This window comes from Bacillus bruguierae (genome assembly GCF_037104725.1).
In the GTDB taxonomy this organism is placed as follows: domain Bacteria; phylum Bacillota; class Bacilli; order Bacillales; family Bacillaceae_G; genus Bacillus_A; species Bacillus_A bruguierae.
This window is the reverse complement of record NZ_JBAWSX010000019.1, coordinates 1-15,944: the sequence shown is the minus strand read 5'-3', so window position 1 is coordinate 15,944 and position 15,944 is coordinate 1. Positions and strand designations below refer to the sequence as shown.

Annotated in this window: 15 protein-coding genes and 4 pseudogenes; 13 read left to right on the top strand and 6 right to left on the bottom strand. The window is 34.2% G+C overall.

Annotated elements, in window-relative coordinates:
- Positions 1-108 precede the first annotated feature (108 nt).
- Together WAZ07_RS22265 and WAZ07_RS26345 are read left to right on the top strand one after the other, a co-directional pair.
- Positions 109-654 (top strand): GNAT family N-acetyltransferase, encoded by a 546-nt coding sequence (locus tag WAZ07_RS22265; RefSeq protein ID WP_336474197.1) that lies wholly within the window; start codon positions 109-111, stop codon positions 652-654.
- A 164-nt stretch (positions 655-818) separates the two neighbouring features.
- Positions 819-1,003 (top strand): annotated as a pseudogene (locus WAZ07_RS26345) (chorismate synthase); the annotation flags it as partial.
- Positions 1,004-1,065: 62 nt separating this feature from the next.
- Here the strand turns inward: WAZ07_RS26345 and WAZ07_RS22255 are convergent.
- Entirely contained in the window at positions 1,066-1,836 is a 771-nt protein-coding gene (locus WAZ07_RS22255; RefSeq protein WP_336474196.1) for a sulfite exporter TauE/SafE family protein, read from the bottom strand.
- 471 nt (positions 1,837-2,307) lie between these two features.
- Here WAZ07_RS22255 and WAZ07_RS22250 point away from each other — a divergent pair, with 471 nt between their 5' ends.
- From WAZ07_RS22250 to WAZ07_RS22230, 5 genes are all read left to right on the top strand, one after another.
- Positions 2,308-3,090 (top strand): TrmB family transcriptional regulator, encoded by a 783-nt coding sequence (locus WAZ07_RS22250; protein WP_336474195.1) that lies wholly within the window; start codon positions 2,308-2,310, stop codon positions 3,088-3,090.
- Positions 3,091-3,412: 322 nt separating this feature from the next.
- Entirely contained in the window at positions 3,413-3,979 is a 567-nt protein-coding gene (locus WAZ07_RS22245; protein ID WP_336474194.1) for a sigma-70 family RNA polymerase sigma factor, read from the top strand.
- Positions 3,976-5,076: a DUF4179 domain-containing protein gene (locus WAZ07_RS22240; protein WP_336474193.1), complete on the top strand. Its 1,101-nt coding sequence runs from the start codon at positions 3,976-3,978 to the stop codon at positions 5,074-5,076. Before WAZ07_RS22245 ends, WAZ07_RS22240 begins: the two co-directional genes overlap by 4 nt.
- A gap of 107 nt (positions 5,077-5,183) precedes the next feature.
- Entirely contained in the window at positions 5,184-5,432 is a 249-nt protein-coding gene (locus WAZ07_RS22235; protein WP_090914817.1) for a GlsB/YeaQ/YmgE family stress response membrane protein, read from the top strand.
- A gap of 99 nt (positions 5,433-5,531) precedes the next feature.
- On the top strand, positions 5,532-5,927 hold the full coding sequence (locus WAZ07_RS22230) for a cytosolic protein (protein WP_336474192.1): 396 nt from the start codon (positions 5,532-5,534) through the stop codon (positions 5,925-5,927).
- An 814-nt stretch (positions 5,928-6,741) separates the two neighbouring features.
- Here WAZ07_RS22230 and WAZ07_RS22225 read toward each other — a convergent pair.
- Positions 6,742-7,059 (bottom strand): annotated as a pseudogene (locus tag WAZ07_RS22225) (hypothetical protein); the annotation flags it as partial.
- Positions 7,060-7,565: 506 nt separating this feature from the next.
- Positions 7,566-8,777, bottom strand: coding sequence for an MDR family MFS transporter (locus WAZ07_RS22220; protein WP_336474191.1), 1,212 nt, complete (start codon positions 8,775-8,777; stop codon positions 7,566-7,568).
- A 100-nt stretch (positions 8,778-8,877) separates the two neighbouring features.
- Here WAZ07_RS22220 and WAZ07_RS22215 point away from each other — a divergent pair, with 100 nt between their 5' ends.
- Positions 8,878-10,653, top strand: coding sequence for an SgrR family transcriptional regulator (locus tag WAZ07_RS22215; RefSeq protein WP_336474190.1), 1,776 nt, complete (start codon positions 8,878-8,880; stop codon positions 10,651-10,653).
- Positions 10,654-10,670: 17 nt separating this feature from the next.
- Here WAZ07_RS22215 and WAZ07_RS22210 read toward each other — a convergent pair whose 3' ends face one another.
- The 3 genes and pseudogenes from WAZ07_RS22210 to WAZ07_RS22205 all read right to left on the bottom strand — a co-directional run bounded on the left by WAZ07_RS22210 (position 10,671) and on the right by WAZ07_RS22205 (position 11,793).
- Positions 10,671-10,868 carry a hypothetical protein gene (locus WAZ07_RS22210; protein WP_336474189.1) on the bottom strand — a complete coding sequence of 66 codons (198 nt, stop codon included), beginning with the start codon at positions 10,866-10,868 and terminating at the stop codon, positions 10,671-10,673.
- Between the two features lie 20 nt (positions 10,869-10,888).
- Positions 10,889-10,960: pseudogene (locus WAZ07_RS26340) on the bottom strand (recombinase family protein); the annotation flags it as partial.
- 167 nt (positions 10,961-11,127) lie between these two features.
- Complete coding sequence (locus tag WAZ07_RS22205) at positions 11,128-11,793, bottom strand: TetR/AcrR family transcriptional regulator (RefSeq protein WP_336474188.1); 666 nt, start codon at positions 11,791-11,793, stop codon at positions 11,128-11,130.
- Positions 11,794-11,962: 169 nt separating this feature from the next.
- Between WAZ07_RS22205 and WAZ07_RS22200 the strand changes: the two genes are divergently transcribed.
- The 5 genes and pseudogenes from WAZ07_RS22200 to WAZ07_RS22180 form a co-directional block, all read left to right on the top strand.
- Complete coding sequence (locus WAZ07_RS22200; protein WP_336474187.1) at positions 11,963-12,931, top strand: aldo/keto reductase; 969 nt, start codon at positions 11,963-11,965, stop codon at positions 12,929-12,931.
- 111 nt (positions 12,932-13,042) lie between these two features.
- Positions 13,043-13,249 (top strand): annotated as a pseudogene (locus WAZ07_RS22195) (SDR family NAD(P)-dependent oxidoreductase); the annotation flags it as partial.
- A gap of 65 nt (positions 13,250-13,314) precedes the next feature.
- Positions 13,315-14,160, top strand: a complete 846-nt coding sequence (locus WAZ07_RS22190) for a hypothetical protein (protein WP_336474186.1) — start codon at positions 13,315-13,317, stop codon at positions 14,158-14,160.
- A 197-nt stretch (positions 14,161-14,357) separates the two neighbouring features.
- Positions 14,358-14,855, top strand: coding sequence for a DinB family protein (locus WAZ07_RS22185; RefSeq protein WP_336474185.1), 498 nt, complete (start codon positions 14,358-14,360; stop codon positions 14,853-14,855).
- Between the two features lie 328 nt (positions 14,856-15,183).
- On the top strand, positions 15,184-15,944 hold a 761-nt coding region (locus tag WAZ07_RS22180; protein ID WP_336474184.1), incomplete at its 3' end, for a helix-turn-helix domain-containing protein.

Genomic DNA, 15,944 nt, shown 5'->3' with positions numbered 1-15,944 from the left:
CTACCAATAATAATATGTTATGGTAACTTGAAATGAATACGATATTTATCAATTTTTCCTTTCATGAACCATGATAAAATTGTATGAAAGGGATATCGGAGGGGTTTTATGAAACTAGTAGGACAACAAATATATCTTCGACTTTACAAGATTTCTGACGCCAGCGAGTTAGCTAAGTTACATACTAGAAATCGCGAATTTTTTCAACGAGTTTGCCCATTACTCCCAGAAGTCTTTTATACAGAAGAACACCAAAAAATACGCATTGAACGGTCATTAAAAAAGAAAGATGAAGGGCAAATATATGCTTTTGGAATCTTTTTAAAAGTAACTGATAAACTTATCGGAGACATTTCATTAACTCAAATTGCTAGGGGAGATGTCCAAAGCTGTTATACGGGATTTACTTTAGATAAGGAGCATAATACAAAGGGCTATACAACAGAAGCTCTTCAACTTGTTGTAGACTTTGCTTTTAGAGAATTAAAACTACATAGAATTGAAGCAGGAGCTATGCCTGACAATATAGCATCTATTCGTGTATTAGAAAAAGTAGGGTTTAAAAAAGAAGGTATAGCTAAAGAAAATGTAAAGATTAATGGTAAATGGACAGATCATCAAATATTAGCTATCATCAACAGTTTGGATGTGTAAGCTCATTTCACTTCCTCTAACGAAAATTATGTAAATGCGAAACAAGTTTTGAATGTATCATTAGCAGAGATACAAATCATTACAGAACATTCGCCCGTTCGTTGTTTAGATTGAGAAGCAGAAAGAGCGATGATGGAAGCAATTGATGCAGCAAAAAGCAATGGAAGGAAATGTTTCAAGCAAGTATTGAACGTTCAAATAGCTGCGCTGTATTAGCAGCAAGTGTAGTAGCGGAAGCTGTTGTAGCTTGGGAGCTGCTGATGCATTAGTAGAACAGTTTGGACAAGATCGTATGGAGCTGATAAAGAACAATATTGCTCAGCACAAGAAGTACGCGAAAGGATTTTAAATGCAACAATAAAAGTCGCTATTTCTATTTTAAAGAGAGAGTGACTTTTATTGTTTCATGAATTAAATAAGATGTAGATAATCTAAAATGTTTTTTCCAATTAAAAAGAGAGTTACTGCGATAAATAATATTCTGACATACGATACACCTTTTTTAATCGCGAAGTTGGAGCCTACAAGAGCTCCTAAAATCATCGCAATCCCCATCGGAATTCCATATGAAAAATTCACGATATCTAAGTATAAAAACATGATGAGAGCGGCAATGTTACTACCAAAATTAAGAACTTTTGCATTGCCGGCTGATTGAATAAAATCAAAGCCAATCATTAAAAAGGAAAATAGCAAAAACGAACCAGTTCCAGCTCCAAAGAATCCATCATAAAATCCAATCATAAATACTGCTATCGCAAAGACCGCTCCTCTTTTCCGGCTCATTCCTTCATATTTGGAATCTTTTCCCCAATCCTTTTTTAGAATTGTATAGATAGCAACTGCAATTAATAATACTAACACTAACGGTTTTAATACTTGTGAGGAAATATGTTTTACCACATATGCACCAAAAAACGAGCCAAGAACAGTCAAAGGGAATAATTTAGATACAAGTCGAAAATTTACTTTTCCTGATTTCATAAACGATATAGTGCTTGTTAAAGCTCCCATTGAACTTGCCAATTTATTTGTAGCAATTGCTGTTGAAGGTGGCAATCCTGTAAACAGTAAGGCCGGGATAGAAATCAAACCACCGCCTCCAACTACTGAATCAATGAATGCAGCTAAAAAACCAGATAGTACTAAAAAAGCTAATGTGTATAAGTTTATATCTTCCATAATAACTACTCCCTATAATATAAATTTGTTTTTAGCGAAAGGATTTGATATTTAGTCACTATTGAAGTAGTGACTAAATATATGTTAGCAAAATCATAAGTATTTGTGAATGAAAAATTTAAAAATAATGACTGATGAGGAAAGTTGATGAATTAAATTATTTAAACCCATCTTGATTTTTTAACATATAAGTCGCTGGCAGGGAGAAAACAAGTGCTCTGCACTTGCTTTCCCCCTTTGTTTTAACCTTTGCCCGTGGCAGGAACAGGAAAAGGCACTGACTGCTCCTATGCATGGCCAGATGCTCTCGCCCATCTTAAAAGAAAAGGTTTTTATGTCAGTGTTTCAACTTGTATGAATATAATTGATAACACCATAGAAATCATTTACTAAACGGTTGTTTAACGATACTATTAGTTTTAGTAGCTAAATGTTTACTGTTATTTTAAACGCTTATATAGGAAGGTTATTATGGAAAAAATCTTACAAAAAATTCAGTCGCTAGGTTTTAATCAATACGAAGCGAAAGCGTATGTAGCCCTCGTATATTTAGGAGCATCAAGCGCTTATCAAGTAAGTAAACAATCTGGTGTTCCTCGCGCTCGGATATATGAAGTGTTAGAAGGACTGGAAAAAATGGGTGTAGTGATGAAAGAAGAAGTAAATGAGGCTGCACAATATTCTCCTCTGCCTGTTGAGGTATTTCTAGAATCAATTAAACAAAAATGGGAAGATACATATACATCTGTACAACAAGAATTAAAAGCAGTTGAGAATCAAAGGCCAAAAGCTGATCCGCGTGTTACTACTATAAAGGGAGAAGAAACAATACTTTCATTTTGTCGTATTCTCCTTCGCCGTGCTCAAAGCAGAATTATAATTTCTATGTGGGATATGATGTATGAAAAACTTGAAGAAGATTTACAAAAGATGCAAAAAACTTGTAGTCTAAAGGGCATTGTTTTTCAAGTTGAGAATCCATTACCAAATTTAGTTATTCATCGTAAAACCGATTACGTAGATAACATCGGAGAAAAGAAGTGGTTTATTATATCTATTGACGGCAAGGAAATGATTTATGGCCATCCTGTAGAACAAAATGGAAATACCTTTTATACAGATGATCCTGTACATGTGTCTCTATTAGAAAATTACATATGGCATGATGTATTAGTGAATCGATTGATGCAAGAAAGTAAGGAAAATTTACAACCTTGGATTTCTGGGGAAAGAGAGATATTTTTTAATAAATAATCGCCATGTACTCCTTTGTACAATGTGAAAAATATACAGAGACCGCTTAACATTTATTGTAAGCGGTCTTTTTCTTTAATCATACATTTTACGAAAAAAAATCAACAACAACAAAATACCGTATTCTTTTCTTCCACATATTTTTTTATAGTTTCCTTTAAATTTATAATCAAAATGAAAAAAGAAGTATCTGAAATTGATAAGCTACAAAATTCACATCCGAAATAAAAGGGATTTTTTACAGTTATTGTGAGAGAAAAAATTTTTTCACACGTTATATAGAGTGTAAAAGCTTTTACAAAAATGTAAGGAGAGTTGTCACATGAAGTCTACTCATACAAATTTTATTCGGCGATTACAGCGACAAAAAGAAGACGCGCTCGAATTCATAGTCGATATGTATTTGCCACTAATAAAAGGAATTACTTATAAAATTCTTGCTCCACTTGAAAACAAAGGTGTCATAGAAGAATGTATAAATGATGTTTTTTTGTCCATATGGAACAATTCGAAAAAGTTTCATGGAGATCAAACCGATTTTAAGAAATGGATTTGTGCGATTGCGAAGTTTAAAGCAATTGATTATTACCGAAAGGCTGCTAAAAATATAGAACTTCCTCAAAATTATATGGATTTAAATGGCGAAAAGTCACCAGAAGATGAACTAATTTTAGTAGAAGATCGAAATGAACTCATAAAGTTAATGAATCAGTTAGAACCGATGGATAGAGAGATTTTTATTATGAAGTTTCTTCTAGGTTTAAAGACGGAAGATATAGCACAAAAATTTGGTTTAACTAGAGCAGCTGTAGATAATCGGATTTATCGGGGGAAAAAGAAGCTCCATAAAACTGCTACAAATCTTAATTTGGGAGGTAGTGTGGTATGAAGGATATTTATGAATTATTAAATGATATAAATATAGACGAAACAGAGTTTGAGGAGATGGAAGCAACAGAATTTGAAAAGGCAAACATGAAACGTACTTTAAAACAATCCATACATAGGAAGAAACATACAAAAAGTTGGAAAGTAAAAATCGCTGCAGCTACAGTTATTGTTGGTTTATCAGCTACTACTTTCGGATTAGCGTTTCCTACTTATGCGGGGAGTTTACCTATAATAGGTGACATTTTTCGATTTTTAGATAATGGGAGAACAGGTCTTTATGATCGTTATAAAGAGTTTTCCACTGAAATGAATATGACAAAAGAAAGTAAAGGCATTAAAGTTACGATTAATGATGCGATTTTTGATGGAAAAACAACAACAGTAACGTATTCTATTGAAAGTGAGCAAGACTTAGGAGATAAACCTAATGTATTAGGTAATTTGGATTTAATGGATGCAAACGGAATGACAGGAAGTTCTCAAATTTCAAAAGTTGGCGAAAATAAGTATGTAGGCTTAATGACAACTACTCATCATAATCCAAATAAAAAGGATTCTATAAATGTAAGATGGAATGTAGAAGGCATAACAATTCCGGATCAAAAGAAAGAAATTAAAGGCAACTGGAATTTCGCTTTTCATTTAAAAGCAATCGATAGTAATGAAAAATCAATTAGTGGTAGTACAGAAAAAGATGGTGTGAAAGTAAATATGGAAAAGTTAGCAATAACACCAATGTCATTCATTGTTTACTACAACCAAGAGGTTACTAAGGAAGTTAGAAAGAAATGGGATGATGTGGATGTAGAGTTAGAAATTAAAGATGACTTAGGAAATCAATATTCGGGGGAAGGAAACGGAGGGACAGGGAAAGATCCATATAATATTAGCTGGAGTAAAACTTTTCAAAAGCTTGATAAAAATGCAACAAAACTAATTATAACGCCCCATGTTAATTTGCGAATTCACACCCCTAGTAATCATGGTGGAGTAGAAATGGCAGGAGGGAAAGAAAAGAAGATTTCAGTGCCAGAAAAATCTGGTGAAGAGAAGAATTTTGTTTTAGAAGACATTGTTATTAATTTTAAAAAATAACAATATTATATGAACATTTTAGCGTATTTTTCCATAAAAATGTAGCATAACTAAAGATAAGTAATTACACGTTTGATATGTTTACAATTTTAAGGAGGAAACAGCGCATGGCATTTTTATGGTCATTAATTATTGGCGGCATTTTAGGATGGTTTGCTAGCTTGATTATTGGAAAAGATGTTCCTGGTGGTGTAATTGGTAATATTATTGCGGGGATTATTGGATCTTGGATAGGTACATCACTTCTTGGCAAATTCGGCCCTGTGATTGGTGGTTTTTCTATTGTCCCAGCTTTAATTGGTTCCGTTATTCTTATTTTTATTGTTAGCTTTTTGCTTCGCATGATGAAAAAGTAAAGTATGAGGACTGTTTACTTGAGTAAACAGTCCTTTTTTCATTTTGTGTTATATTGATAAATCTGTTATGCTAGTGACATAACATTTGGAGGTGTCAACATGAAAAATTTTACAGTTAATTTTCATCAAGAAGATAACGCAAAAGCAACGACTGTTTATAAATTAAATGAAGATGACTTTAATAAAGCAACAGAAGGCGGTACACGTCATCTGTTTGATTTAGATACAAATGTAGGGTTTTTTGTCTTCTTTGATGCAGAAGATGCTGAAGGTAATGAGCAATATTTAATGCTTCAATATGAAGGGGATCAAGAAGAACCAAGCGCGTGCTACGGTTTTGATTTAAAACTATTTTATCAATTTGTAGCCCTGTATTTAAATGATCTTGAATTCCAAGGTGAAACTGATGAAGAAGAGGAAGAATATGGTCCAATTCATCATTTAGCTCATTTACTTTATCACATCGTAGAAGATGGTAAAGAGATTGAAGCTTAAAACCTTGATAAAATGCGGTTTCTAACATTTTGGAAACCGCATTTTATGGTATTTGCAAACATTAGTTATCCAAATGAAGTCGCGTTCAAACAAGGTTCAAGATTCTGTCATCTTTTTAACATATAAAATATGTATCTTGCTAGTAAAATCTCTGTTATATATATAAAAACGAGCTAATATTCATTCAGCTCGTTTTTGTTTCTATCATCAATCAATGCCCGTCTAGAAAAAGTAGTATTAAATTCTTTTATGGAATCATTCACTACATATCCAGCAGTAGATAAAATAATAGTTAATCGCAGTCAATAATGGTAATGCTGATATTAATGGTCCTTGTTCCTAAGGTAAGAAGTATAGCAGTAACAATTACTAATTCAGGCCCGTCAATGACTATAAAAGTAGCGGTAAAATTACCTGAAGCAGCAGTAGTAGCAACAGGAATACTGACAATAGGGACGCTTCCATCAATTAACACTTGACTAGAAAGAGTTGTAAGCATTCATCAAGAAATAGTAATAGTGACGGGGGCACTGACTCCTCCCAAAGCAGAAGCGGTAATGTTTACTGTCCCAGGTAAAAAACTAGATGAGAAAGTTGCCGTAAAAAAGCCAGATGGATCTGTAAGAGCAGGGTTAGAAGATATAGTACCAAGAATAGGATCACTTACTGTAAAGGAAACCGGTGTACCTGTTGGAGGAGGACTTCCATTCACCAACACTTGACCAGAAAGAGTTGAGGGAATAGGCGCTATTATATTAATAGTAGTTGGATTAGCGTTCAGGGTAATCGTTGTTGTGGATGGAGGAGGGAGAGGAGATACAGTTGCTAATAGATCCAGAACATTTTCAAATTTGAACTCAAGCAGCATTTCCTTTTTGATGACATCGCGAAGGGTTCTTTGTACACTTGAGTTGACAGTAAGAAGATTAGATATCGTAACTACTGGAGGAGAAAGTGTAGTTCTTCCCGGTGGTAATGTTCCTAAAACAAATTGAAGCTTCTCAGCCTCCGCATTGATAATGTGAGCCAAAGCTAATTCTTCTAGGGCAATGGAGCTTAAAAGCAATGGAATCGTCTGTGCAGTAGAAATAGAAATGGTAGGTGTAATATTAGGGATATTTGGAAAAGACAAGATGCATTCATCCTTTCTAGGGAACCATCGAATCCTCTGATTCCATACATGGGTCTCCCTTGTTTTTATTTTTACATTATAGTTAATTCAGACAGGCGAATGTTGGTAACGGATAAATCCCCAGAGGTAGGAGTCTATTTTGGTGTAAAAGAGGGGAGATGTTATAAGGTCAATCATTTTTTATCATTATGAATATGTTACTAGTGGAAAGTAAGTAAGGGAATGATTTCACATCAGGGAGAATTTCGATCCTTATGATGTTTTCTTTTTGCATATTGTATACATGTAAAGTTAACATAACATTATCGGAAGTGTTTTTTATAAATAATTAGAGGAGAGGATTATTGGATGGATCATATGCGTTCTTACTGATATGTCATTGATAAAAATGTGATATTACAAATAGATAAAACGAATGTTAAATAGTTAATTCGTTCTCCATATAATATCACATCGTAGAAGACGGTAAAGAGATTGAAGATTAATTACATAAGAAAGGCTGCTCCTTATGCGGACAGCCTTTTTGCTTTGTCTTGTTTAAGAATATAAGTTATAAAGAGATATTGGCAGGTGCCGCCAATAATAAGAAAAACGGCACAAATATTAAATAAGAAACTCCCGCTAAAGTGTTGTAATAATAACGCTCCAGCTGCTGGACCAAGCATTCGTGAAATATCCCAGTGCGTACCGTAAATAGAGAAATAAATCCCTCGCATATGTTCCGGGGCTAATTCGGAAACGAAACGTAACAGATGATTTAAAGCTATACTTTCTCCAATTGTTAAAATAAGTATTGTGAAAAATAGTAACCATAATGTATGAGAGTAGCCGTAGCCTATCGCAGCAATCGTATAACAAACATAAGAGATAACAATAATTTTTTGCATAGAAAATTTCTCTGCCCATTTTACGACTCCTACTTGCAAAACAATTTCCATGATTCCTTTACATGAAGCCATGAAAGTAAAAACAAACATAAAATTTGTGAATAATTCTTTTTCGGCATATATTCGATAGTTTGTTTCTATTTGAGCGTAGAAAAAACTAATTGGCAACATAAAGATCATAAGTCCAAACACACTAAAATGTTGTGATAAAAAATTTCTCCAATTCGTAGGTGTAGTTTTTTGTTCATCATGTTGTAATAGGGGAGCAGTTTCTGGAAGTTGTGCCCACACAAGAATAGAATAGAGAAATAAAGCAGTAGCTTCTAAGATAAAAAGAATAATTGGATTATCATTGTAGAATAGATATCCAAGTGCAGGACCAATGATTGCTCCGACTGCTCCAACTGTTTGAATGAGAGCAAATACTTCGGCTTGCTTTTCTTTCTCTGTTACATCAGCAATTTGTGCTCGTTGTGCAGGAATATAAAGAGAACGCCCTAGACCATTCATAATGTAAAAGAGAGCAAATAGTATAACGGATTCGGCAAAAATAAAACCAGTCATAGCGCATGCTTGTAATAATAGTCCAGTTAGAATAATTTTTTTTCGTCCATATCGATCTGTAATGCTACCGCCAAAAAGTGTAAAGATAATTTCACTAAGCGGTTGCAGCCCAAAAAGTAACATTGTAAACAAGGCGTTTCCATTTAATGCTTTGTTTACATATATGATAAAAATTAGTGCGAGCATTGCTCCTGTTATACTTGTTAATAGCTCTCCAAATAACCGGATCCATATAGGTTTACTGTAACGTTTTGCAAATGTCATCATTTCATTCTCTCCTTTCTATATGGAAATTTTATGATGGAAAGGAAAGAGGAAAAAGAGTAGAATGAAGCAAAGAAATTTTTCATCTTTTAGGGGGATATGCATGATCATTTTGGACCATTACATACAACTTTGGTTGCATTATGCAAAGGGGAAAGAACTTAGTGAAAACATAGAAATATCGCTGCAAGACATTTCAAAATCATTATATTGTACAGATCGAAATAGCAAATTCACAATAAAAAAACTAGAAGAAATACAATGGATTAGTTGGTTTCCAGGACGCGGAAGAGGAAATCGCTCGAAAATCGCTTTTTTACAAGATCCGGCAACGCTTATTTTTGAAAAAGGAAAAGAACTTGTAAAGCAAGGCGAAATTAAAAGTGGAAAAAATTTCATTCAAACATATGCAGAGCATTTTCCCTACATAATAGAACAATTTCAAATTTGGATTGATACACTTTTTGGATACCACATTGAACATTCACCGCAAGGAAGAATCGATGTTTTACGTTTAAACATGCGCATACAACCAATTACATGTCTAGATCCTATGTATGTAACTCTTCGTTCTGAGTGTCACATTGTTAAGCATGTTTGTGATACGCTTGTTCATTATAATGAAATAACGAATGAAGTTGAACCGCGCCTCGCTTTTTATTGGGAATACAATCATACACATAAAATATGGACATTTTATCTCCGCAAAGGCGTTCATTTTCATAATCAAAAATTGTTTACTGCTCGCGATGTCAAGTATACTTTCACTCGTTTTTTAAGTACAAAAGACAATCCTTATCGTTGGATGCTACAAGATATTGAAAGAATACATATTGTAGATGAATATACGATTGAAATTCATTTACAAAGAGAAAACGAATTATTTTTACATATTTTAGGTGGAGAACATTGTTCTATTATTTCCGAATCGCATGCAAAGGAGAATAATCAATACATATTAAATGGAACAGGTCCATTCAAACTCGTTAAAAATAATGATGCACTACTTATTTTAGAAGTAAATCCTTTGTATTTTCGTGAGCGCCCATTTCTTGATCGTATTGAGCTTTGGTATTCACAAGATATAAGTAGTCATAGCGGCTATGAAGTTTTATTAGATCCCTTACAGCATGATAGAAAGAACGTTCAAAAAGAAATGTCTCAATTAGAAGCAAACGTAACATATATAACACTCAATACAAAAAAACAAGGTCCTATGCAACATATGGTTTTTCGACAAGCATTAAAACAGATTATCAATGGCATGCAAATATTAAACGATTTAAAAGGTGAACGCAAAGAAGCAGCGACGAATCTGTTATTAGGAAAAACCAATGAAATAAGTAAAGAAAGTTCAATCAAAGAGTTATTAGGAAATAGTGGATATAACGGAGAAACATTATATTTATGTACCTTTCAAGAGCAAGATCATGTTGAGGATTCACATTGGATTCAAAGGGAATGTGCTAAGTATGGAATTAAAATAGAATTATCTTTTTTAGATGCACACGAACTTCTTACATTTCGAACAATACAAGAAGCTGATTTGATTCATGATAGTGCTACAATAAGCGAGCACGCTGAATTAAGTTATCTATATTTACTACTAACGACCAATAGTTTTCTTCATCAGCATAGTTCTTTCAATTTAAATGAAAAGTTGAAACGTGTATTTAAGGAACAGAACCGGAGTGTGCGTATGCAATTGTTAGGGGAAACAGAACAGGAGCTGCTAGAGAATATTCATATCATTCCTTTGTATCGAAATTATATGACGATACATACGCATGAGACTATACAAAATGTAGCAATTAACTCCCAGGGCTGGATTAACTTTTATCATATATGGTTTAAGCATACATATAACGTAACAAAGTAATAAAATAAAGTGAAACTTTAATCAGTGGGGGTTTTCTTCATCCCCCACTGATTATTAGCCCTCACCAATCGGGCGCATGCCAGCAGTTTATCTCCCACCGAACATTCTAGCCACTGGAGCTGGACAATGCTTTCGCTGAATTTTGAGGTGGGAGTATTACTGCCCACGAATAGCGGGATAAAGTGCTCATAACCCATCATTTCTTCGATCGTCATACGATTTAACTCGGGGCGGTTTCGTTTAACTGTTGTTCTTGGCGATCTACATTTTGGTCAACTGTAGATACTCGCATATATCCAAATTTCATATAGTTCCTCCCATACAAAAACGCTATCCTTTCTTATGATTCTTATAGAAAGAATAGCGCATTTTTCATTTTAGGGGGTAATTTGTTGTATTAGCTTGATAGTTCCCTATAAGGTCTTTAAATGTTGAAAGAAATGGATGTAAAAAAAGTGTTAGTTGGCATTCTGTCTATATATAATTCGATACTTTTTGAACAATATACTGTATTGTGGATTCCATTTTCGAATCATCTATCTCGTCCTTATATTTATGATGAATGACTTGTTGCTTTTTAAGAATGTAATAATCAAAAAGTGCTTGATATAAAGTCATATTGTTTTGAATTAAAATTGTAGGTTCAAAGAGCTTCCGCAGTAGTACATTATCTTGGATAAGGATGAGTGCAGGGTTTATAGCGTTGAACACTTCTTTTTTTATATGTTCTTCATAGAATTTTTTTAATTTATTATTTCGTTCGTTTTGGGCTTGTATGATTTGCTCATATAGCACAGGAGCATTATGTTTTAAATCTAATATAAAAGTATCAGATATATAAAAGGCAATGAGTAATGACTGCTCAAATGTTTTTTGAAAACGCTCTCCGAACGGGACAGATTCTTCAAAAATGGTTTGATCAATACTAGTAATATATTCGGCATAAACCTTGACGATGTATTGGATAATCTCATCTTTTGATGAGAAATATTTGTACATAGTTGCTTTGCTAATATCCATGTAACGAGCAATATCATCTGTTCGTAATAGGCTTATACCTTGTTTTTTTACAATCGGTAATAATTTAAAAATGAGCTTTTTTCTCATTTCTGTTTGATTATCAATATTGTTATTTAACATAACAACCCTCCTTGCGATTCATTTTATTATAAATTAATTTATGAATTTACACAAATTAAACTCATTAAACCTCTTAAACCAATTGAACTAAAAACACTAAAATAGTTTACTTATTTTTAGGCGTGTGTTACTCTCTTTTTACACCAACTTTTTGAAAGAAGGCGAATTTATGAAAAAGAAGCAACTAGGTTCACAAGGTTTAGAAGTAGCGGAAATCGGATTAGGTTGTATGGGGATGTCTGAATTTTATGGTCAAACAGATGAGATAGAGGCGACAAAAACAATTCATCGCGCTCTTGAATTTGGAATTACAATGTTCGATACAGCGGACATTTATGGATATGATGAAGAGGGAATGGGAACAAATGAAAAACTAGTAGGGAAAGCGTTACAAGGAGTTCGGCATGATGTGACCATTGCAACGAAGTTTGGAGCGCTGCGAAATGAAACAAAATCACTAGGATACAACGGTTCTCCTCAATATGTGAAGGAAGCATGTGAAGCAAGTTTAAGAAGATTAGGAACAAACTACATTGACTTATATTATTTACATCGCGTTGATCCAAATACACCAATTGAAGAAACTGTAGGGGCGATGGCAGAGTTAGTGCAAGAAGGAAAAGTGCGTTATATTGGACTATCTGAAGTAACGGTTGAACAATTAAAAACAGCTCATACAATTCATCCAATTTCCGCTGTTCAAACAGAATATTCCCTTTGGTCTCGCGAACCAGAGAAAGGTATTTTGCAGGCTTGTCGTGAATTAGGCGTTGGATTTGTTCCGTATAGTCCACTTGGTCGTGGGTTTTTAACGGGCAATATAACAAGTCGTGATCAATTAACACCTGATGATTGGAGATATTATAATCCGCGTTTTTCAGAAGAAGCGTTTGCTTCTAATATGAAAATTGTCGAAGGAATTAAACGGCTTGCGCTAAAGAAAGAATGCACGCCTGCACAATTAGCACTTGCTTGGGTTGTTGCACAAGGCGAAGGAATCGTACCAATTCCAGGTACAAAGCGAGTGAAGTATTTGGAACAAAATGTGGCAGCTCTTGAAATTACTTTAACAAAAGAAGAACTAGCATATTTAAATACAATTGCGCCAATTGGTAGTACGATTGGTAATCGATATTAAGATTGATTATCAATTCATAGTTCTTTCACAATAAAGTCAATTAAATAGAATCTAGGAGGGATTTATATGAAATATACAGTTATTCCGTGTGCTAGTTCAGGAATTGGGTATGAAACGGGATTTGCTAAACGTTCTTTGGGTGCAGATGAATTCCAATATGAAGGTGTAATTCCTAAATTTCATACTGTAAAAGAAATGGCTGGATTTATGTTAGAACTTTATGATAGCGACAAGATTATTGGTATTGTGAATGGAGAAACGTACGAGTTTCAATTAAGAGACCCGATTTTTCCGCATGTGACAAGAATAAGAAAATAATTTAGTGTACCCAATTTGAAGTTTTAAATCATAATCAATTTAAATCCTAAAGGAGCGTAAAAAACATGGGGAAATTTACAGACATTCAAAATAATCATTTAGCATTAATACAATACTATCGTTGGTATCAAGTATATGAAGTCCCATTTAACAAAGCACGTATTGATAATCAGTTAGATATTTTAGCGGATGAAGTCGAAATTTCATCGCAAGCTGGAACGACGAAAGGTAAAATGGGTTTAGCAGATAGATTAAGAATGTTTGAAGGATGGCAAAATGCGCATCATGTTGAAAACGCATCAATCAAACAGTTGAACGATGAGGAGCTTTCATTAGAAGCAGATATTCTTTATCAAAATATACGCCCAGATGATAGTAGATACAGCTATAGAATTCATTATTCAACAATCCTGAAACTTAGAGAGAACGACTTGCCTCTTTTTACAAAGGTCCATTTAGAGCCAATCGGTACTGTAGAAAATCCAGAATTTACACCTGCCTATGCAGACAATAGAGCAAAATCATTTATGCATTATTGGTTATATTTAATGGAAACAGCATCTGTGAACGGTGACAAATTCAAAGAACTACTAGCAGAACCATTTGAATTGAATTTAAGTACAGCTTCTAAAATCGATACATTAAAAGGATTTAACGAATGGTTATCAACCGCTCCGAGTCAAGTGAAGGAAAGCGGACATTATCCGAAAAATCTCTCAGTTACAGAAAATGCAGATAATACAATAAGTGTTTCCGTAGATTTTGAATGGGAAGGTATTTCTGTTGATAATAAGCCGATGGTCGCAGAAACGCATCATGAATGGGTACTTGAAAATAATTTAGATGAGAGATTTGCTCGTATGAAAATGATGAAAGTAACTCAAACAAAGCCATTTCAAATAGTAGAATAATTTAAAATATAGTCTTGATCCGAACAAAACAAGAAAATTGTACGTTAAGAAGTCGATGATTCTTGTTATTTTTTTCTCGTTTTATTTTCCCGTAATGGTCATAAATCTTCTATAATAATATATTTAGCGCGAATAAAGGGAGCGGAACAATAAAATCCGCAAATTAAAAAAATAAAACAGCATGGGAGTCGGTTATTATGGAGCAATCAAATACAGCGTTTAGCGAGGCATTAGTAAAATCGTTAAAAGGAGAACGAGGACATCTTCCCATCAAGAATGCTTTGTCGGATATAGACGTGGCTCTTGCAGGGAAACGCAGAGAGGAACTGCCTTATTCTATTTATCAATTAGTGAAACACATGACCTACTGGCAAGATTTTCTCTTATTAGCCGCTCAGGACGAAAAACCTGTACTGCCTGTCCATGTGAGAGAGAGCTGGCCTGAAGAAGAATGCCCTGGCAGTGAGGAAGAGTGGAAACAGACTATTCAGTATTTTCTTCAGGGGATTGAACAGGCATGCACGGTTGCCCAAAATGTTCAATTGGACAAACCATTGGAGAGCTGGCCTGGTGAAACCCCGGGCGGTGTGCTACGCAATATTGCATCTCACAATTCCTACCATTTAGGAGAAATCGTACTGATTCGTAGATTATTTAGTGCTTGGCCACCGCCAACAGGCGGATATCCGGTCTAAACAAGGTTATGGGTTGAACTCCTTTCTTTGAAGTGATTCAATATAATTATATTGCGGATATTAAGTGAATTTTTGAGGAAATGGAAAGTTGTAAGAAGAGTTGAGCTCCATTACGTGAAGAGAAACCGCCTGTTAAAACAGGCGGTTTTTTCTTTTAACATATTTACCGAAAAGAAGTCCCCTTCCTCAAGGAGCGAGAAGGGCGTAGCCCAGCGAGTAGGTGGGGGATGAATTTTCGATAGGCGACAGCCTATATATGTTCTTTGTATGTACTTTTGAGACTATGCGATATAATAAATATGAAAATACGAAAGAAAGGAGAAGGTATATGGCAACCACAAAAGAGGGTGTGCATATAAAAGGAACAAAAAAGTCGTTACCGGATGGATGGTCTACCTATGCATTTCGATACGCTATTTTTCCCACACCTGAACAAGTAACGAAATTAGAAAAATCGTTTGGATGTGAACGAAAAGTGTATAACGAATATGTCTCTGGTTTGTATGAATATTTAGAATCTATCGGTTTTGAAAGTGGATGTATTCGTTATAAAGTTCCAAATTATACAACGATCACGGCCAAATATGATTACTTAGATAAAAGTAATGATTCTTTCGTTTATAATGACGCAAAAATGAGATTCCAGGCAGCCATTAAAAAATATAATGAAACCTACGCGAAACAACCTATTCAATATAAAAAGTCGGTTCGTAAAAAGATGCAAACAATCGGTTATGTTCCTACGTTGCAAGACATAAAAGGTATGCCTAAATTCCATAGTAAAAAACAGGGGAAATTAAGCTATACTACGAATCAAACTAACGGAAACATAAAAGTTACACAAGAAAATGGTTCTTATTTTTTATGTATTTCAAAGTTTCAAGAAGGGATTTCTATTCATCTACATCGAGAGTTACCGATTGATGGAATCATTAAAAAAGCAACAATTAAGCGAGAAGGATCAAAATATGTTGTTTCTCTTTCTGTTGATTATTTTTGTCCAAATGAAAAACAAGTAGAATTAGTGACTGCTGACGAAGTAATTGGACTAGATTACAGTCAAAGCGAATTGTATGTAGACAGCGAAGG